Origin of the sequence: Streptomyces sp. NBC_00306 (genome assembly GCF_036169555.1) — a bacterium.
In the GTDB taxonomy this organism is placed as follows: domain Bacteria; phylum Actinomycetota; class Actinomycetes; order Streptomycetales; family Streptomycetaceae; genus Streptomyces; species Streptomyces achmelvichensis.
Genome location: NZ_CP108032.1, coordinates 346,053 through 364,726, shown reverse-complemented (window position 1 = coordinate 364,726; position 18,674 = coordinate 346,053). Strand labels below are relative to the sequence as shown.

General features: G+C 69.7%; 15 protein-coding genes. 12 read left to right on the top strand and 3 right to left on the bottom strand.

Annotation, left to right across the window (positions count from 1 at the left end; all coding sequences use genetic code 11):
• Positions 1–91 precede the first annotated feature (91 nt).
• The 7 genes from OHA05_RS01595 (at position 92) to OHA05_RS01565 (ending at position 8,355) form a co-directional block, all read left to right on the top strand.
• Positions 92–1,360, top strand: a complete 1,269-nt coding sequence (locus OHA05_RS01595) for an ABC transporter substrate-binding protein (protein ID WP_328859551.1) — start codon at positions 92–94, stop codon at positions 1,358–1,360.
• Positions 1,361–1,563: 203 nt separating this feature from the next.
• The gene (locus OHA05_RS01590; protein WP_313948259.1) at positions 1,564–3,237 is read left to right on the top strand and encodes a glycoside hydrolase family 13 protein; all 1,674 of its coding nucleotides are present in this window, start codon (positions 1,564–1,566) and stop codon (positions 3,235–3,237) included.
• 37 nt (positions 3,238–3,274) lie between these two features.
• The gene (locus OHA05_RS01585) at positions 3,275–4,606 is read left to right on the top strand and encodes an ABC transporter substrate-binding protein (protein ID WP_313948260.1); all 1,332 of its coding nucleotides are present in this window, start codon (positions 3,275–3,277) and stop codon (positions 4,604–4,606) included.
• A 10-nt stretch (positions 4,607–4,616) separates the two neighbouring features.
• Positions 4,617–5,954 (top strand): carbohydrate ABC transporter permease, encoded by a 1,338-nt coding sequence (locus OHA05_RS01580; RefSeq protein WP_328859550.1) that lies wholly within the window; start codon positions 4,617–4,619, stop codon positions 5,952–5,954.
• Positions 5,951–6,889: a carbohydrate ABC transporter permease gene (locus tag OHA05_RS01575; RefSeq protein WP_328859549.1), complete on the top strand. Its 939-nt coding sequence runs from the start codon at positions 5,951–5,953 to the stop codon at positions 6,887–6,889. Before OHA05_RS01580 ends, OHA05_RS01575 begins: the two co-directional genes overlap by 4 nt.
• A 247-nt stretch (positions 6,890–7,136) precedes the next feature.
• Entirely contained in the window at positions 7,137–7,508 is a 372-nt protein-coding gene (locus OHA05_RS01570) for a VOC family protein (protein ID WP_328859548.1), read from the top strand.
• A gap of 73 nt (positions 7,509–7,581) precedes the next feature.
• A complete protein-coding gene (locus OHA05_RS01565) occupies positions 7,582–8,355 on the top strand; it encodes a PIG-L family deacetylase (protein WP_313948264.1) in 774 nt (257 codons plus the stop codon).
• A 344-nt stretch (positions 8,356–8,699) separates the two neighbouring features.
• Here OHA05_RS01565 and OHA05_RS01560 read toward each other — a convergent pair whose 3' ends face one another.
• Positions 8,700–9,110, bottom strand: coding sequence for a RidA family protein (locus OHA05_RS01560; RefSeq protein WP_328859547.1), 411 nt, complete (start codon positions 9,108–9,110; stop codon positions 8,700–8,702).
• Between the two features lie 445 nt (positions 9,111–9,555).
• Here OHA05_RS01560 and OHA05_RS01555 point away from each other — a divergent pair, with 445 nt between their 5' ends.
• The 5 genes from OHA05_RS01555 to OHA05_RS01535 all read left to right on the top strand — a co-directional run bounded on the left by OHA05_RS01555 (position 9,556) and on the right by OHA05_RS01535 (position 13,457).
• Positions 9,556–10,302, top strand: a complete 747-nt coding sequence (locus OHA05_RS01555) for a class I SAM-dependent methyltransferase (protein WP_328859546.1) — start codon at positions 9,556–9,558, stop codon at positions 10,300–10,302.
• 196 nt (positions 10,303–10,498) lie between these two features.
• Positions 10,499–11,047: a CGNR zinc finger domain-containing protein gene (locus OHA05_RS01550; protein ID WP_413777808.1), complete on the top strand. Its 549-nt coding sequence runs from the start codon at positions 10,499–10,501 to the stop codon at positions 11,045–11,047.
• A gap of 362 nt (positions 11,048–11,409) precedes the next feature.
• Positions 11,410–11,832: an organic hydroperoxide resistance protein gene (locus tag OHA05_RS01545; RefSeq protein WP_313948267.1), complete on the top strand. Its 423-nt coding sequence runs from the start codon at positions 11,410–11,412 to the stop codon at positions 11,830–11,832.
• Between the two features lie 266 nt (positions 11,833–12,098).
• Positions 12,099–12,278, top strand: a complete 180-nt coding sequence (locus tag OHA05_RS01540; RefSeq protein ID WP_327685898.1) for a hypothetical protein — start codon at positions 12,099–12,101, stop codon at positions 12,276–12,278.
• 273 nt (positions 12,279–12,551) lie between these two features.
• On the top strand, positions 12,552–13,457 hold the full coding sequence (locus tag OHA05_RS01535; protein ID WP_328859545.1) for an NAD(P)H-binding protein: 906 nt from the start codon (positions 12,552–12,554) through the stop codon (positions 13,455–13,457).
• 96 nt (positions 13,458–13,553) lie between these two features.
• On the opposite strand, the gene OHA05_RS01530 is transcribed toward OHA05_RS01535, so the two are convergent.
• Complete coding sequence (locus OHA05_RS01530) at positions 13,554–14,552, bottom strand: helix-turn-helix domain-containing protein (protein WP_328859544.1); 999 nt, start codon at positions 14,550–14,552, stop codon at positions 13,554–13,556.
• A gap of 285 nt (positions 14,553–14,837) precedes the next feature.
• Positions 14,838–18,659 carry a S8 family peptidase gene (locus OHA05_RS01525; protein ID WP_328859543.1) on the bottom strand — a complete coding sequence of 1,274 codons (3,822 nt, stop codon included), beginning with the start codon at positions 18,657–18,659 and terminating at the stop codon, positions 14,838–14,840.
• Positions 18,660–18,674: the final 15 nt, after the last annotated feature.

Sequence of the window (18,674 nt, the reverse complement as noted above, 5' to 3'; positions counted from 1 at the left end):
GCCTGGACGTCTAGTATCGCCCATGCCTAACGGGTATACATAGGCCACATTGAACGGCGTCGTGGCCGGATCGGTGTACCGGGAGGAACCTATGCGGTGGATGCATGCCGCGGGTAGGGGGCTCCTCGTACTCGCCGTACTGCTCGCGGGCTACGCGGGCTTCGGTAACCGGGCGGGCCCGGCCGGTGACGGCCGCGGTCCCATGACGCTGGTGACGGCGGGAGATCTGACCGAGTACCTCGGTCCGCTGCTCGACGACTGGAACAGCGGACATCCGCAGGAGCAGGTGACTCTGGTCGAGCTGCCGGACTCGGCGGACGAGACCCGGGCGCAGATGACCAGCGAACTGCGCTCCGGCAGTGACCGTTTCGATGTGCTGAACATCGATGTCGCGTGGACTTCGGAGTTCGCCGCGGCGGGCTGGATCTCCCCGCTGGAGCGCGACCGGTTCCCCCTGGACAGCTTCCTGGCTCCGGTCGTGGACACGGCCACCTTCGACAGCCGCCTGTACGCGGTGCCTTATGTCACCAATGCCGGATTGCTGTACTACCGCAAGGACATCCTGGAGAAGGCGGGCGAACGGCCGCCCCGCACCTGGGCGGAGCTCGCCCGGCAGGCCAGGACCCTCGCCCCCCGCTACGGCCTGGACGGCTATGCGGGCCAGTTCCTGCCGTACGAGGGGCTGACGGTGAACGCCACCGAGGCGGTCCACTCGGCGGGCGGTTCGATCCTCCGTGACGACGGCGCCCGGGTCACGGTGGACTCGGCGGCGGCCCGGGACGGGCTGGAGTTCCTGGCGAGCGGGGTGCGGGAGGGGTGGATCTCCCCCGAGGCCCGTGACTACAAGGAGGAGGAGTCCCGGCAGGCCTTCCAGGACGGCCGGTTGCTCTTCCTGCGGAACTGGCCGTATGTCCACTCGGAGGCCAACGCCCCCGGGTCGAAGGTCGCGGGGAAGTTCGGCGCGGTGCCTCTGCCGGGTCCGGACGGTCCCGGTACCAGTGTGCTCGGCGGCTCCAATTTGGCCGTGAGCAGTCACTCGCGCCATCCGGAGTCCGCCGCCGATCTGATCGCCTATCTGACCAGCGAGCGTGTTCAGCGTCAGGTGCTGACGGAGGGCTCGCTGCCGCCGGTGCGCGCGGACCTGTACGAGGATCCCGGGCTGATCCGGGCGTACCCCTATCTGCCCACACTGCGGCAGAGCGTGCTGGCGGCCGAGCCGCGGCCCAAGAGCCCGCGGTACGACCAGGTGAGCCTGGCGGTGCAGGCCGTCGTGCAGGACGTCATGGCGCTGCGGCAGACGCCCGGGCAGGCCACGGTGCGGCTGTCCCGCGAACTGGGTTCCATCGCCCGCAGGCAGTGACCCCTTTCTGCACCCTCTGAACGGCTTGCTACTTACATGTTAAGTAGCAAGCCGTTCTTTGTAATGTGGAGATAGTCGGGCATACCCGGGCTGGTTTAGGCGACTTCGTTGACACCCTGCCGTCATCGCTACTTAACATGCAGGCATCACAGCGCACCCGATCCGGGGCGCACTCGCATCCAGCAGGAACAGGTCGACGCGAGATGCTCACCACCCTTCCGGCCGCCCCAGGCCGCTCCTCCCGCACGGCCACCGCATGGTGGCGCGACGCGGTGATCTACCAGGTCTACGTCCGCAGCTTCCTCGACAGCACCGGGGACGGCATCGGCGACCTCGCCGGCGTCCGCGCCGGACTGCCGTACCTGCGCAAGCTCGGCGTCGACGGCATCTGGCTCAGCCCGTTCTACCCCTCGCCGCAGCACGACCACGGATACGACGTCGCCGACTACCGCGACGTCGACCCGGTCTACGGCGACCTCGCCGAATTCGACCTGCTGATGGGCGACGCCCGCAGGCTCGGGCTCAAGCTCCTGCTCGACATCGTCCCCAACCACTGCTCCAGCGAGCACCCGTGGTTCCGCGAGGCCCTCACCGCCGGACCCGGCAGCCCGGCCCGCGGCCGCTTCCACTTCGCCGACGGGCGCGGCCCCCGGGGCGAGGAGCCCCCCAACAACTGGCGCGCGATGTTCGGCGGCCCCGCCTGGAGCCGGATCACCGAGCCCGACGGCACCCCGGGACAGTGGTACCTGCACCTGTTCACCCCGCAGCAGCCCGATCTGAACTGGCGCAACCCCGAAGTCGGCGACTCCTTCGAGGACGTACTCCGCTTCTGGCTCGACCGGGGCGTCGACGGCTTCAGGATCGACGTCGCCGCCGGCCTCTACAAGCACCCCGAACTCCCCGACTCCGCCGACCCCGAGGCGGACGAACGCTCCCGCGACTCGGTCAACCCGCTCGCCTGGAACCAGCCCGAGGTCCACCAGGTGTGGCGCCGCTGGCGATCGGTGTGCGAGGAGTACGCCGCCCGCGACGGCAACGAACGGCTGCTCGTCGGCGAGGTCTCCGTACCGACGGCACGCGAACACGCCGAGTACGTACGGCCCGACGAACTCCACCAGGCGTTCTTCTTCGACCTCCTCAGCGCACCGTGGGACGCCGGCGCGTTCCGCGAGACCATCACCGAGGCGATACGCGACATCGCCGGCACCGGCTCCACCGTCACCTGGGTCCTCAACAACCACGACCAGGTGCGCACGGTCACCCGGTACGCCGGTGAGCCCGGAGTCGAGGGCAGCGGACTCGGCGCCGCACGCGCCCGCGCCGCCGCCCTGCTGATGCTGGCACTGCCCGGAGCCGCGTACGTCTACCAGGGAGAGGAACTCGGCCTCCCCGAAGTCCTGGACCTGCCGGACGAAGTGCTCACCGACCCGATCTTCCACCGCACCGGCAGCCGGGCACGCATCCGCGACGGCTGCCGCGTCCCACTGCCCTGGTCCGGCCACGCCTCCCCGTTCGGCTTCAGCCAGGGCGAGGCCGGTGCCCGGCCGTGGCTGCCGCAGCCCGAGTGGTTCGCCGCGCACGCCACCGACCTGGCACTGGCCGACACCCGCTCCTTCTGGCACCTCTACCGCGAAGGACTCCAACTCCGGCGCAGCCTGCCCCAGTTGGGCGAAGGCTCGCTCCGCTGGCTGGACACGCCGCCGCAGGTGCTGGCCATGGTCCGCGGCGACGGACTGATCTGCGCCGTCAACTTCGGCACCGACCCCGTGCCGGCGCCGGTCGCCGGCACTCCGCTCCTGTCGAGCGGCCCCTGCCCCGACGGCATGCTCCCCGGGGCGACCGCCGCCTGGTGGACGGGCGACTGCCCCACTGCCTGAAGTCCCTCTTGCTCACCCACCCTCGGAAGGAACCACCATGCGACGACCCTCGATCAACCGGCGTACAGCAGCAGCCGCTTCGGCCGCACTCACCCTCGCCGTCGGCGCCACGGCCTGCGGCGGCACCACCGGACCGGCGAGCGGCGGCAAGCCCCTCGACGGCCAGACCGTGACCATCGCCGGTGTGTGGACGGGCAGCGAGCAGAAGAACTTCCGCAAGGTGCTCGACGCCTTCACCGAGGAGACCGGCGCCAAGACGGTCTTCGTGCCCACCGGCGACAACGTCTCCACCTTCGTCGGCAGCAAGATCGAGGGCGGCAACGCCCCGGACGTCGCCATGGTCCCGCAGGTGGGCGTACTCCAGCAGTTCGCGAAGGAGGGCTGGCTCGCACCGCTGTCGAAGAAGGCGGCGACGACCGCCTCCGCCAACCTCGCCTCGGTCTGGAAGGAGTACGGGACCGTCGACAAGACCTACTACGGCCTCTACTTCAAGGCCGCGCACAAGTCGACCGTCTGGTACAGCCCGAGCGCCTTCGAACAGGCCGGCGTCGCGGAGCCCAAGAGCTACACCGAGATGGTGAAGACCGGCCGCACGATCGCCGACTCCGGACTCCCCGGCTTCTCCGTCGCCGGCGAGGACGGCTGGACCCTCACCGACTGGTTCGAGAACATCTACCTCTCCCAGGCCGGACCCGAGAAGTACGACCAGCTCGCCACCCACACCCTGCCCTGGACCGACGCCAGCGTCGTCAAGGCACTCACCACGCTCGGCGAGGTGTTCAAGGACAAGCAGCTCGTCGCCGGAGGCGCGGCCGGCGCGCTGCGCACCGACTTCCCCGGCTCCGTGGAGCAGGTCTTCGGCCCCGAGCCGAAGGCGGGCATGGTCTACGAGGGCGACTTCGTCGGCGGCATGGCCAAGGACGACTTCGGCAAGAAGCTCGGCGAGGACGCCAAGTTCTTCCCGTTTCCAGCCGTCGACAGCGGCAAAGCGCCCGTGGTCAGTGGCGGTGACGCCGCCGTCGTGCTCAAGGACGGCAAGAACCAGAAGGCGGCGCACCAGCTGCTGGAGTTCCTGGCGACTCCCGAAGCGGCTTCCGTGTGGGCCGGCGCCGGCGGCTTCCTGTCGCCCAACAAGGACGTCGATTTCGCCTCGTACGGAGACGACACGACACGCGCCACGGCCAAGTCGCTTATCCAGGCCGGTGACTCGGTCCGCTTCGACATGTCCGACCAGGCCCCGGCCGCATTCGGCGGGACCAAGGGCACGGGTGAGTGGAAGCTCCTCCAGGACTTCCTGCGCGACCCCTCCGACCCCAAGGCCACCGCGGCCCGGCTCGAAGCCGCGGCCGCCAAGGCGTACAAGAGCTGAGGCAGCGGTCATGGCTGTTCTCGCATCCGCCCGCGCCGCGAACCCACGGCGCCGCGCCCAGCTCAAGAAGCGCAACATCGCGGTGGTGTTCGTCCTCCCCGCCCTGCTGCTGCTCGGTGCCCTCGTCGTCTACCCGGTGCTCTTCTCCGCCGGCCGCAGCCTCTTCGACGCCAGTGGTGACCGCTTCGTCGGCGGTCAGAACTACGCCGAGATATTCAGCGACCCGGCCACCCTCAAGGCCATCCGCAACAGCACCATCTGGGTCGTCGTCGCCCCGGTGCTGCTGACCGGCCTCGGACTCGTCCTCGCCGTGCTCACCGAGAAGGTGCGCTGGGCGACCGCCTTCAAACTGGTCCTCTTCCTGCCGATGGCGGTGTCGTTCCTGGCGGCCGGCATCATCTTCCGCCTCGCGTACGAGGAGGACCCGAACAAGGGCGTGCTCAACGCCGTCGCCGTCGGCGTCCACGACGCCTTCGACGACCGGTCCGCCTATCCGACGGCCCGGGCCCGGCAAGGGTTCGGCCTCGCCGCCGACAAGGGCGGTTCGTACCGTACGGCCGACGCGGTCGCCCCCGGCACATCAGTCACGCTCGGCTTCGTCGGGGTCGCACCCGACAAGATGCCCGCCGAGGCGAAGCCCGCACGGGCCGCCGGCTCCGCGGCACCGGCCGCGGGCGAGCTCAGCGGTGTGGTCTACCACGACTTCACGCCCGGAGGCGGCGGGCGCCCGGGCAAGGTCGACCCGGCCGAGAAGGGGCTTCCGGGCATGTCGGTGGAGGCCGTACGGGACGGAAAGGTGGCCGCGAAGGCCACCACCGCCGCCGACGGGTCCTTCACCTTCACGGGCCTGAAGGACGGTTCGTACACCGTCCGTCTCCCGGCGGAGAACTTCGCCGCCCCGTACCAGGGCATCTCCTGGCTTGGGCCCGCACTGGTCACCCCGGCGATCATCGGCGCCTATCTGTGGATCTGGACCGGCTTCTCCATGGTGCTGATCGGCGCGGGACTCGCCGCGCTGCCGCGGGACGCGCTGGAGGCGGCCCGGATGGACGGCGCCAACGAGTGGCAGATCTTCCGCAGGATCACGGTCCCGCTGCTCGCCCCGGTGCTCACGGTCGTCTTCGTGACCCTGGTGATCAACGTGATGAAGGTCTTCGACCTCGTCTACATCATCGCGCCGGGGCCCGTGCAGGAAGAGGCCAACGTGCTGGCGACCCGGATGTGGCTGGTGTCCTTCGGCGGCGGCAACAACCAGGGACTCGGCAGTGCCATCAGCGTCCTCCTTCTGCTGCTGGTCGTCCCCGCCATGATCTTCAACGTCCGGCGCTTCCGAAGGAGCGGAGCATGAGCGGCCACAGCACGATCGAGCGCCGGCCGTCCCCGCCGCCGGCCAAGACCCCGGCCCCCGAGCCCACCCGGGCGGCAGCCCCCCGCCGGCGCAGTATCAGCAGGCTCACCGGGCTCCTGGGCAACGGAGTCGTCCAGGCGATCCTGATCGTCGTCGCACTCGTCTGGATCACCCCGCTGGCCGGGCTGTTCCTGTCGTCGATGCGATCCGACGGCGACAACGCGGTCAAGGGCTGGTGGACGGCGCTGACCGACCCCGGTCAGCTGTCCCTGGACAACTACACCGCCCTGTTCGCTGATTCCGGCATCACCCAGGCCTTCTGGAACACCGTGCTGATCTCGGTGCCGACCACCGCACTGGTCGTCATCATCGCCGCACTGGCCGGATACGCCTTCGCCTGGCTGGAGTTCCCCGGCCGCAACGCGATCTTCCTGGTCGTCGTCGGGCTCCTCGTGGTGCCGGTCCAGATCGGACTGCTGCCGGTCGCCAAGCTGTTCGGCACGATCGGACTCTTCGGCACCATCCCGGGCGTGATCCTCTTCCACGTCGCCTACGGTCTCCCGTTCGCGATCTTCCTGCTCCGCAACTACTTCGCGGAGATCCCCCGCGAAATGCTGGAGGCCGCGCGGATGGACGGCGGCGGAGAGTGGCGCATCTTCACCCGCCTGATCCTGCCGCTCGGCCGGCCGGCCCTGGCCAGTCTGGCGATCTTCCAGTTCCTCTGGGTCTGGAACGACATGCTGGTGGCGCTGCTCTTCGCGGACAGCGAGTCCCAGCCGCTGACGGTCGCCCTCCAGTCCGAGATGAGGCAGTTCGGCAGCAACATCGGCGTCCTGGCCCCGGGAGCCTTCCTCTCGCTCGTGGTCCCGCTGGTGGTGTTCTTCGCCTTCCAGCGGCACTTCGTCCAGGGCGTGATGGCGGGATCGGTCAAATAGCAGAAAGCGGCCCCACCGGCAGGGGGGGGAGCCGGTGGGGCCGCGGAGCCCGAGCGGCCAGGGGGGAGAGGCCGCGAGCTCGGGTCGACAGTCCGTCTGCCCCCTCTTCGGCACCTGATACCTCTCGGGCGAGGTTTTTTCTGAAGAAGATTTCGCGGGTTCGGGACCGGGCCGGGACCGAGCCCGCAGACAGGTCGGCCGGCTCTCGCGGGGCACTCGCGCGGGAGCCGTCTGATTGACTCGCGGCATGCTGCGTATCGGATCGGTCGTGATGGGGGTCTCGGACGTACGCCGCGCCGCGACGTTCTGGACCAGGGCCCTGGACTACGTGCCACGGGACGAGATGGAAGACGACTGGGTGGTCCTGATCCCGGCGCGGGGGGCCGGGCCCCGGCTCTCGCTCGGCCGAAGCGAGACGCCGGTGCAGGACCGTCCGCGGATCCATCTGGACCTGTACGCGGGGGACGCGTCCGACCAGGCGGCGGAGGTCGAGCGGCTGGTGTCCCTCGGCGCGCGGCGGATCGACTGGGACAGCTACCCGCAGGACGCGGACTTCGTGGTGCTGGCCGACCCTGACGGGAATCGATTCTGCGTGATCGACACCGGCGCCGACGTGTGAGCCCTGCCCCCTCACAGGGGCCTGCCACCGCAGGCCTGACCGGCTTGCCCCCGTCCCGGAAGGTGACCCAGCGATGTCTGCTCCGAGCCTGCTCGCCGTCTACGCCCACCCGGACGACGAGTCCCTCTGGTCCGGCGGAGCACTCGCCCGCCACGCGGCCGCAGGTGGCCGCACCGCTGTCGTCACCACGACCTGGGCCGAGGACACCGCCCGCGCCGCGGAACTGGCCGAGGCGCTCCGGATCCTCGGCGCCGGCACACCGCGCATGCTCGGATACGCCGACGCGAGAGCACAGGAATCGGCCCCGGGCAGGATGCGCTTCTGCGACGCACCGCTCGACGAGACGGTGGAGCGGCTGGTCGCGCACATACGCGAGTTCCGTCCCCGGGTCGTGGTCACCCATGACGCCTACGGCGGACTCACCGGCCACCCGGACCACCTGCACACGCACCGGGTCACCCTGATCGCTGTCCACGCGGCCGGCCTCGATCAGCTCTACCGACAGGCCGGCAAACCCTGGCAGCCCAGCGCCCTCTACCTGGCCACACACCCCCACTCGGCGGTTCCCTCACTCGCCGACCACCTCACCCGACCGGGCAGACTCACCGAGATGACCATGCGCAGCGTCCCGGACAGCCACATCACGGCCACCCTGGATGTCCGCCCCTGGCTGGAGCAGAAGACCGCCGCCGTACTCGCCCACCGCACCGAGGTGCAACGTGGAGCCGCACCCGGCCTGCTCGCCAACCTCCCACGGGCCACCCGAGACGAGTTCCTCGGCACTGAGTACTACATCCGCCACAGCCTCCGTCCCCCGACCGCGCACCAGACGGAACTCACCACCTAGGTGTATTGATCACGAGCGTTGTTGAGTGATCAACGGAATCATTCACCGGCTCGGTAGTGGGCTGCAGTGGCGTGAACTGCTCGAACGCTTCGGCCGTGGACGACGGTTCACAAGCGGTACTTGCTGTGGTCGGCCGACGGCACCTGGGAGAGGCTCCGCCGGCACATCCAGGCCGCCGCCGATGCCGAGGGCGACCTTGACTGAACTCAACATCGACCCCACTTCCGTGCGGGCTCACCAGCACGCCGCCGGCGCACCCAAGAACCCGCCACCCACCTCCGATCGTGACGGGAGCCAAATCCCGGGCGTGCGGTTGGTCCCTCGGCGGGGGACGGCCCGTCGGCTCACGAATCAAGCACGGCGGCGATGGCTTCGATCTCTACGAGCTGGCCTTCATAGCCGAGCACGGTGACACCCATCAATGTGCTGGGCACGTCGTGGTCACCGAACGCGTCCCGGACAACCCCCCATGCCGTCACCAAGTCCTCCCGCCGGTGAGAGGCAACGAGAACACGGGTGCTGATGACATCGTGCAGTGACGCGCCCGCGTCCGTCAGAGCGGTGCGCATGTTCTCCACAGCCCTGGCCGCCTGCCCCGCGACGTCCTCGATCGCCGCAGTGGAGCCATCCTCATGCAGAGGACATGCTCCGGCCAGGAAGATCAGCCGCGACGAGGCCGGGGCCGTCGCCGCGTAGGCGTATTCCGCAACATCGGACAGGGAGGCAGAGCGAATCAACGTGACAGCACGCGGCACGGGCTTCCTTTCGCAGCAGTTCCGGGGCACTCAGGACCTTCTCAAAGGTCGACTCCGCGTTCGACACGTTTTCCTGGCCCGTCGACTCCCGTGGTGGGCCACTGCCGTCAGCCGCCCAATGGATCTCACGGGGGCAGGACTCCCAACTGCCCCAGCAGGGTGACGCATCGGGCCACGAACAGGCCGTCGAGCACGTGCTCCGCCGGTCGAACGCCGAGGCGGTCCAGGAAGCACTGGCCCACGGCACCCGGACAGAGCCTGGAACCCGTCTGCGGTCATGCGTCCGTCCCGGGTGCGGAGTTCGCCGAGCTTCCGGCGCCGCGTTCGTGTGACCGGCGACGCCAACCCCTCGATCTTTGTGGCTTCTGCCAGCACGGGCCCGCTGTCGCGTATGGAGAGACTGCCGGGTGTCCGGGGCGATGACACCCAACGGGAGGAGTGCGCGGTGAGTGCACAGCAGACGTACGACGAGATCGGTGAATCGTTCGAGGGCTTCAAGGCCCTGCCGCTGGCCCAGTACGTGGAAGCGCCCAGCTTCCTCGGCATGGTCGGGGACGTCACCGGAAAGAAGGTGATCGACCTGGCTTGCGGTACCGGCTTCTACAGCCGTGAGCTGAAACGGCGCGGCGCGGCTGACGTCCTCGGCGTCGACATCTCTGGCGAGATGATCCGTGTCGCGGAAGGGATCGAGCAGGCGCAGCCGCTGGGTGTGCGCTACGAAGCGGTCGACGTGGGCGACATGTCACCGGCGGGGGAGCGGTTCGATCTGGCGACCGCGGTGATGCTGCTCAACTACGCGGAGACCGTCGCCGTATTCGAGCACCTGTGTCGCAAGGTGCACGAGAGCCTCAAGAGCGGTGGCGAGTTCTTCATGCTCCACCAGACGCCGGACTACGACTTTTCCGGGCCGTCGCCGCGCCCGTACGGGTTCCTCACCGAGCTGACGGGCGAAGAGGCCGGCATCGGACCCCGGGTGAAGATCACCGCGTTGCTGGAGGAGGCGCCGATCTCGTTCACGGCAGGGCTGGCGCGGCGCGAGGTGTTCGAGACGTGTCTGGCCAAGGTGGGATTCAGCGAGATCACATGGGTCCCGACCACCGTCTCGCAGGCCGGGATCGCCGCGTATGGCGACGCCTTCTGGGCGGACTACCGGGCCAACCCCGCGTTCGAGATGCTGCGCTGCCGCGCCTGAGGCTGGAACGTGCATCCCGGTGGCCCGGTTCGGGAATCTCCCTCGGATGAGGGCCGGGCCACACCCAGGAGCCTGCTCCCATGGCGGGCGGTGTCAGGCGGGAAACCCATGTGCGGCACAGCCGGCGAGCTGCGGCAAAGGTCTCCGATCATGACGACCTTTGCCCGTCCAAACCGTCACCTGTCAGAATGGTGACATGATGCACGCCTTCCCTGCCGAAAGCCCGGCACTCGACTTCGCCGGGACGCTGCGCGTGCGCCGGGGCCCCCATACGCGGGAGATGCTCGACTCGCCGAAGAGCCTCGCCCTGTGGTTCCTGGAATGCGGCATCACGGACAGTGAGGTCGCCTGCGACCCGTCCGATCTCGTCGAGGCGGTGGAACTGCGGGAGGCGATCTACCCGCTGGTGCTGGCGAGGATCGCGGGCGAGAGCTACGACGAAAAGGCCCTGTCCCTCGTCAATGAGGTGGCGAGCCGACCCGCACCCGTTCCCCAGCTCACGGCGTCCGGGCGCCGGATCGAAGCGACTGTCCAGCAGGCGCTGTCGTATGTCGCCCGCGACGCGGTCACCCTCCTGAGCGGGCCGGACGTGCCGCTGCTCAAGGAGTGCGCGAACCCCGAGTGCACCCAGTTCTACATCGATCGATCGCGAGGGGCGCGCCGCGCGTGGTGCAAGATGGACCCCTGCGGCAACAAGATCAAGGCCGCCGCCTACCGGGCGCGCAAGCGCGCCGTCCAGGCCTGATCGACGTCGGTCGCGAAGCGACCGCCCCTCTGCCGCTCCAGTCGGCGGCGATTGAATCCCCTCGGCAGCCGAGTGCCGCCGAGCCATGCCATTCCCCTGTGCAGCCGCGCCCGATCCGTGGTCGGCGGAGCGCCCTTCATCCGATTTCGGGGGCCGTCGAGCCCCGGATCCCCCGACGGCCTGCCTGATCCCGCATTGGCCGCCTTCGCGCATCCCCGCGTCACCGTCTTGACCGGTGACGCTTGAAGATGCAACTATGGCGTCACCGCTCGAACAGGTGACGCTCTTCCCGGGTGCTCCCGACGAGCAGGTCCGCCACTGTGCGGGATCCGCTACACCCCCCCATGGAGAACAGGACAGTCATGTCTCACAGCTACACCGCCCACGTAAAGGTCACCGGCGAGGGTCGCAACGGAGGACGCGTGCAGTCCGACGACGGTCTTCTGTCGACCGACCTGGCGATGCCCAAGGAGCTCGGTGGAGCCGGCACGGCCACCAACCCCGAGCAGCTCTTCGCCGCCGGCTGGGCGGCCTGCTTCCTCGGCGCCGTCCGCATCGCCGCAGGGCAGCGCAAGATCCGGCTCACCAGCACGGAGATCGATACAGACATGAGCCTGAACGGCGGCGACGACGGCTTCTCGCTCTCAGCCGTCCTCAACCTCCAGGTCGGCGGCGTCACCCAGAGCGAGGCCGACGAGCTCGCCCACGCCGCGCACCAGATCTGCCCCTACTCCAAGGCGATCCGCGGCAACATCCCCGTCACCATCAACGCCCGCGCCGTATGACCCCACCCAGGGGCCGGTGGTGCCCCCACCGGCCCCTGGCCGCAGGTCCCGAACGCCAGGCAACAGGGCACGGGACCTGCGCCGCCGCCGCTTCAGGTCAACGGCGACCACGGCGGCGGGATCGGGGCGAGGCGCCCGGAATTTGTCACCCCCGTCGTCCGTTGAGCGGATGACTCATCAAGAGACACCTGTTCCTGCCCCTCTCGCGGAGGTGGAACGGCTGTCGTCGGAGTGCGGCGTGAAAACCGTGCTGAGGAGGCGTTGAAATGGATCAGGAACGCAAGCCTGTTGACGCGGCGCAGGTGCAGCGCAGCCTCCGGTTCTCGAAGCTGCCGGAGCCCATTCGGCTGGAGGACACCGTCGAAGAGCGCCCGGCCGGCACGCACGACTCGGTGAGCGGCGCGTACAACTCCGACTGGTGGCTCATACGCATGGGCGGCATCTGAAGTCGCACACCCGGTCGGCGCGGGTTTCCATGTCGGATCGACATCATTGGCGCCCGCGCCGACGCCGTAGAGCTGCGGCCGTCGGCCCGACACGTCCCTCGGAGAGGTCTCTGTGAAGCGAAGGAAGATCTTCATTCAACTGACGTCGATCGCTGCCGCCGGTGCGGTGGCGGTCGGGTGCTTCCTCCACGTGTTCTAGGAGCAGTCCCCCCGTCGACGGGGGAGAGTGGAGAGGGGGGGGGCGCGTTCCCGCACCGCGAAGGAGTCTGCGCCATGGCTGTCGAGAACCTCGTCCTCATCACCGGCGCCGGAAGCGTGGGCCGCAACGTCGTCGAGAAGCTGCGTTCCCAGGGCTTGCCGGTGCGTGTCATGGTCCGCCGGGACGACGACCGCGCGTCCCAATTGCGTGCGTCCGGGACGGAGGTGGTTCTCGGCGACCTCACGAAACCCGAGACCGTCGCGGCCGCCCTCCAGGGCGCTCGGAGCATGTACTTCGCCATGCCTGTCTCACCCGACCACCTCCTTGCGGCGACCATCGTGGTGAGCGTGGCCGTGGAGCACGGAGAGCTGGACGCCCTCATCGGCATGTCGCAGATGACGGTGTCGCAGATGACCGCCACCAGCGCCGGGGAGTCGCACCAGCAGCGGCTGCACTGGCTGGCCGAGCAGGTCATGAACTGGTCCGGCCTGCCGGTCGTGCACATCAGGCCGACGTCGTTCCTGGACAACCCGCTGTTCACCACACTGCCCGCCCGGACCATCCGGGAGAACGGCACGATCGTGCTGCCGTTCGGCGCCGGACGCACCTCGCCGATCGCCGTGGACGACGTCGCCAGGGTGGTCGCGGCGGTCCTCGCCAACCCTGTTCCGCACGTGGGGCACGTCTACGAGCTGACCGGGCCCCGGACGGTCGACATGAACGAGATGGCCCAGGCCTTCTCCACCTCCCTGGGCCGTCCGGTCTCATACGTGGACATGCCGCTCGACCGGTGGCGCCGCGAGGTGCTCGCTACGGTCGGCCTGCCGCCGCACATCGAGGAGCACATCGTCACCATGTGCCGCCTGCACCGGCAGAATCGCTATGACCGCGCGTCCGGTGACGTCGAACGTCTGACGGGTGTCCCCGCCCGGACGGTCGAGGAGTTCGTGGCGGAACGCAAGGATTTCTATCTCGGCTGACCGGGTGCCGCCGACCCGCCCCTTGCTCAGCCCCTGCGATCGGCCGTTGCGCTCAGGGCGCCATGCCGCTGAGATCGGCCTCTGGTGTCCGCCCGCCTAGAGCCAGCCCCGCCGGGCCGCGTGCCAAGCGAGCTGCATACGCGTCCCGGCGCCGACGAGGGCCATCATGTGCTGGATCCGGCGTTGCACGGTGCGGCGGCTGAGCCCCATCTGACTGGCGATCGCCTTGTCGGCGATGCCGGCCACCAGCAGGGAGAGCACCCTGCGGTCGGTCTCGCGCAGAACCTCCGTGTCCTCGGTGTCGTCCGGCCCGACGATGGTGCCGGAGGCGCTGACGTGCAGGGGCACGGCGTCCTCCCAGTAGCGCTCGAAGAGAGCGGTGAGGGCCTCCAGCAGACTGCTGTCACGCAGCAGCGCGGTCGTGGGCTCTCCGGGACTGCCGTACGGGCCGCCCGGCACCAACGGGCAGATGGCTGTCTCCCGGTCGGCGACGGCGAGTCGCAGCGGGAGATGCGGCACGGAACGGGCGAGTTCGCCCGCACGCACCCCGGCGATAACGTTGTCGACGGCTCCTTCGTCGTCGAAGAAGGCCCGTTCGTACAGGACCCGGTAGCGGACCCCGCGCGCCAGGGCGTCGAACTCCGCGCGATTGCTTCCCGAAGGCATGGCCACGTACTGGGCCTTGCAGAACCAGAGCATCTCGTGGCGAGCGTTGTCCTGCAGCCGGCGCAGATGCTGGCGCAGTGCCTCGGCCCCGGTGATGACCTCGATGACATGGCCGGCGTCCTGCCGCCGGGTGCTGCGATAGCTCTCCAGGAGGTCGGCGACGGCGGCCCGGCTCTGTTCGAGGGCGTCCGCGCGGCGCTGGAGATGCGGCAGCAGTGCCACGTCCGGAGGTGCGGCGGTGAAGTGGAGAGGGCTCTCGTCACCGGAGATGACGAGCCCTTTGGCGGTGAGCGCCGCGAGGATGCCGTCGACCTGTTCCCGCCCGAGACCCGTCTGCGCGGCGATCTCGTCGGCCGAGGCCTTGGGCGTGATGACCAGAAGCCGGTAGACGGTCTCCTCGACCGACGTGAGGCCAGCCGCCTCCAGCATGCCGGGTCTCCAGGGCTGAGGGGTTCGCACACGACCGAGGGCGAACCAGCAGGTGAGCTTGAAATTTGGACTATAACCGAGTCAGGTGTCGCGCACCGATGACGACGACGATCTTTTCGTCTTCTCGCGGGCCGGACCGGCCGGCGGTCGGGCAGGCGCCCGGGAGCGCCGAGCGGCGGACGCCGGGGCCCCACACCCCGACATCCGCCGCGGTCCGCGGGGATGTGCCCAGGGTCTGCCGTTCGGATCCTGCCGGGGTTCCGAACGACAGACCCTGGGGCGCCGTCACCGAGCGGCGGGGTGCAGGTAGGCGCGGTCGACCGTCTGGCGGACGCTGTTGCCGGCCGCGTCCTTCGCGGTCACGCGCACGGTGACGTAGGCGTCGGAGCGCACCCGGTCCGGCCGCTTCACCGTGGCCGTGAAGCCGTCGCCCTTGCGGGCAGTGGTGGCGGTGGTCCAGGTCCGGCCACCGTCGTAGGACGTCTCGACCTTCACCGACGTGCCGCGCGGAGCCTGCATGCCGTCCTGCATCCGGACGTTGATCCCGAGGGCGTGGGTACGGCTGGGAGCCACCGCGTTGAACAGGTCGGTCGCCACCGAGTAGTCGACCTGGAGCAGGGGCAGCCGCACCGGACCGGCGGCCGTGCCCGAACGGAACGTCCACGACGTCCGCGTGCCCGTGCCGAAGCGCCAGTCGTCCGAGGTCCGGGCGGTCGTCAGGTCGAGCCGGTACTCGGCATCGCCCGCGGGCACCTCGATGTCGCCCCAGGCACCGTTGTCGGACTCCTCGACCAGCTGCCCGTTGCGGTACAGGACCGCGTGCGTCGTGTCGGCGAGGTCATGCGCCGCACGCGCGCCACCCACACCGCCGCCGGGGAAGGCAGGAGCCTCGGCGAACCCGTAGTGACCGGCGGTGGAATCGGTGAACTCCGGGATGAAGACGGACAGGGTGTCACCTGTGCGCACCGAAGCCCGACCCGCTCCGCGGGGGATCGACGGCCGGGTCACAGCCCCGAACCAGCGCTCCGACACCTTCTCGCCGGGCCGGTAGGTACGCGGCATGTTCATCATTCCGGCAGCCAGCGGGCGGTCGGGGGAGTCGATGACGTTGTGGTGGACGACCTGGTCCCACAGGGTGTCGCCGCCGCTCACGTACTCGACGCGCTCGCGGCCGACCGGCGTGTGCCGGTTGGAGACGTCCCAGGCGGTGTTCTGGTACGGACGCCATCCGAACCGCTGCTCGCTCGTCCAGGACGAGGCACCCGTCTGCGTGTAGGCACTGCGGATGACGGCACTCTCCCGCTCGGAGACGGTGTGCACCAGCTTGTCGGGCACGTGTCCCTTGGCCACCTGCATGACGTCGTAGAGGTACGGGCTGTGCTCCGTGCCCGAGAACACCACCGTGGCGCCCTTCTTCGCGCGCTCCAGCAGCTCCGAACCCTGCGCGGAGGAGACTCGCATGGTGGGTACGGCCATGCGCTCGGTGTCGGGACGCCAGCGCGTCCAGTGGATGATCCCCTCGGGCCAGGCGACCATCAGCGCCTTGGCGCCTGCGGACTTCGCGGCACGCGCCAGCGCCCGGGTGTCGTCGGAGGGCTCCACGCGGACGACAGCCAGCTTGCCGCGGGCGTGACGGAAGTCGGGTGCGGTCCCGGTGCCCGCGTTCACGGCACTCAGCCGCGCACCCCGGTCGCCGAAGACGGGCGAGTCCTGCTCGTAGTACGGGACGAGCGGCCGGGACATGCCGGGAACCCTGGCCTCCAGCTGAGGCGCGGTCAGCTGCCAGCGGGAGCTGAACTCGAACGCGCCCTCGGTGACCGGGGCGGTGCGGCTGACGTAGACCCGCTTGATCGAGTCGAACATCTGGAGGCCCCAGCTCCTCCTCTCACCCTCGAACTCGCGGTAGAACTGGGTGCTCAGGAAGCCGCGCTGCTCGGCGGGGCGCGGGGTCCGGATCGTCACCTCGGTGACGTCGGAGGCGTCGAACGCCACCGTCGTGTCTTTGGTGACCTTGACCTCGGGAACGATGAGTTCGCCCGCCTCACCGCCGTTCACGCTCTCCGAGAAGAATCCGCCCTGGAGGACGTACGTGCCCTCCTCGACGACGGCGACACCCTTCTCCAGGTCCGTGTAACTCACGTACCCGGCGGGGCCCCAGATGTTCGGAAGGCCGTCGCTGCCGGAGGGCCGGCCCTGACGGTCGCGCGGGACCACGGTGAGCACGTGCTGCCGGCCGGTGACCTGGAGGGAGACAGTGGTGTGCGCCTGGACCGTGCCGTCCGAGGACTTCGCCGTGACGTAGCCGTAGTACTTCCCGCGGCTCACACCGGCCGCGTCGAGGTGCAGCGGCACCTCCGCCTCGGCTCCGGGGGCGAGCGTCAGCGACGCCGAACCGAGGCGCACCGCGCCCGCGGCGGGTGCCTGACCGCCATCGGTGGCCAGGCTGACGCCGAGGTCGAGCGTGAGGGGCCGGCTGCCGGTGTTGGCGTAGCGCACGGCGACCGTCTGCTTCTGCCCCTTCGTCTCGCCGGCCCGGACCGGGGCGAAGGCGAGGGAACCGGAGGCCGTCAGCGGCCCCATGGCCGTCGCGAGGTCGATGCGGCCGCCGCCCTGCTGGGTCACCTTGGTGCCCGACACCGTCTTCGAGGTGCTGATGAGGGCGTCCTTGAGCTGCTGGGCACTCCAGTCGGGGTGCTGCTGCGCCAGGATCGCCGCGGCACCGGCGACGTGCGGTGTGGCCATCGAGGTGCCGGACGCCGCCACGTAGTTGGCGTTGACCGGCGAGCCCATGGCGGTGCCGGACGCGCGGGCGGCCACGATGCCGACACCGGGCGCGGTGACGTCGGGCTTGACCGCCCCGTCGCCGAGCCTGGGTCCGCGGCTGGAGAAGCCGGCGAGGGAGTCGTCGCGGTCGACGGCGCCCACGGTCAGCGCGGCGTCGGCGGTGCCCGGCGAGCCGATCGTGGACTGGCCGCTGCCTCCGTCGTTGCCGGCGGCGATGACGAACAGTGAGCCGGTGGACGCCGTCAGCGCGTTGACGGCCTGGCTCATGGGGTCGGTGCCGTCGGTCGGCCCGCCCCCGAGGCTCATGTTGATCACCTTGGCGTCCTGGGCGGCCGCCCATTCCATGCCCTCGATGACCGAGGACTCGGTCCCGTACCCGCTGTCGTCGAGCACCTTCCCGACGATCAGCTCGCTCTCTGCCGCGACACCGCGCATGGACCCGCCGGAGGCGGCACCTGTACCGCCGACGGTCGCGGCGACATGCGTGCCGTGACCGAAGCGGTCGCCGGTACTGCCGCTGTTGGAGAAGTCCTTGGCCTGCGCGATACGTCCGGACAGGTCCGGGTGCTTGTCGTCGACGCCGGTGTCGAGGACCGCCACCCTGACGCCCTTGCCGTGGTAGCCGGCCTTCCACGCGGCGGGCGCGTTGATCTGACCGGTGCTGCGGTCCAGTACGGCCCTGACCTTGCCGTCCAGCGAGATGCGCGGGGTGACGGCGGCGCGGGCGGCGTCGGAGCCCGTGGCGGATGCCAGCGTGCTCCAGAAGCGGCCGAGTTCGCCCGCCCCGACCCTCAGCGACCGGGCGTTGATGCTGTCCAGGTCGTAGACGGGCGTCTTGGTGGCCCGGAAGGCCATCAGCCGGTCGGCGGCGGCGGAGGTGGCCCGCGTCATCCGCGCGTCCTTCGCCGCGGCCCGTGACGACTCGGACGAGACGATCAGCGGAAGCGAGGAGGAGCGCTTCTCGTCGAGGCCCGCCGCGATCAGCGCCGTGACGTCGAACAGCCGGCGGTCCAGCGTGCCGGCGGTCACCAACGACCGGGCGTCGGAGGGGATGACGGTCAGGGCCTTGTCGCCGCCTTCCTCCGTGCGGAAGGAGATGCGCTCGCGCCCCGGTCCTGGCCGTACCGACGCGACCTGTCTGCCTCCCGGCACCGTCGTCACGGTTACCCGGTCACCGGTGATCAGCCGTACGGTGGCGGAGATCTCGCGGTCGGCGATCGGCGAGGGCCCGTCCGACGGCGTTCCGGCGGAGGCGGTCGTCACGCCTCCGACGGTGACCATCAGTACGGTCGATATCGCCGCTGATCGACGAATCCATCTCATCAGGCAAACACCTTT

Excerpts from the sequence above, each read along its gene's own strand:
- OHA05_RS01545 (WP_313948267.1), top strand. The coding sequence starts at position 11,410 with ATGTCTCACAGCTACACCGCCCACGTAAAGGTCACCGGCGAGGGTCGC.
- OHA05_RS01595 (WP_328859551.1), top strand. The coding sequence starts at position 92 with ATGCGGTGGATGCATGCCGCGGGTAGGGGGCTCCTCGTACTCGCCGTA.
- OHA05_RS01530 (WP_328859544.1), bottom strand. The coding sequence starts at position 14,552 with ATGCTGGAGGCGGCTGGCCTCACGTCGGTCGAGGAGACCGTCTACCGG.
- OHA05_RS01575 (WP_328859549.1), top strand. The coding sequence starts at position 5,951 with ATGAGCGGCCACAGCACGATCGAGCGCCGGCCGTCCCCGCCGCCGGCC.
- OHA05_RS01550 (WP_413777808.1), top strand. The coding sequence starts at position 10,499 with ATGATGCACGCCTTCCCTGCCGAAAGCCCGGCACTCGACTTCGCCGGG.
- OHA05_RS01535 (WP_328859545.1), top strand. The coding sequence starts at position 12,552 with ATGGCTGTCGAGAACCTCGTCCTCATCACCGGCGCCGGAAGCGTGGGC.
- OHA05_RS01565 (WP_313948264.1), top strand. The coding sequence starts at position 7,582 with ATGTCTGCTCCGAGCCTGCTCGCCGTCTACGCCCACCCGGACGACGAG.
- OHA05_RS01525 (WP_328859543.1), bottom strand. The coding sequence starts at position 18,659 with ATGAGATGGATTCGTCGATCAGCGGCGATATCGACCGTACTGATGGTC.
- OHA05_RS01570 (WP_328859548.1), top strand. The coding sequence starts at position 7,137 with ATGCTGCGTATCGGATCGGTCGTGATGGGGGTCTCGGACGTACGCCGC.
- OHA05_RS01580 (WP_328859550.1), top strand. The coding sequence starts at position 4,617 with ATGGCTGTTCTCGCATCCGCCCGCGCCGCGAACCCACGGCGCCGCGCC.
- OHA05_RS01585 (WP_313948260.1), top strand. The coding sequence starts at position 3,275 with ATGCGACGACCCTCGATCAACCGGCGTACAGCAGCAGCCGCTTCGGCC.
- OHA05_RS01540 (WP_327685898.1), top strand. The coding sequence starts at position 12,099 with ATGGATCAGGAACGCAAGCCTGTTGACGCGGCGCAGGTGCAGCGCAGC.
- OHA05_RS01590 (WP_313948259.1), top strand. The coding sequence starts at position 1,564 with ATGCTCACCACCCTTCCGGCCGCCCCAGGCCGCTCCTCCCGCACGGCC.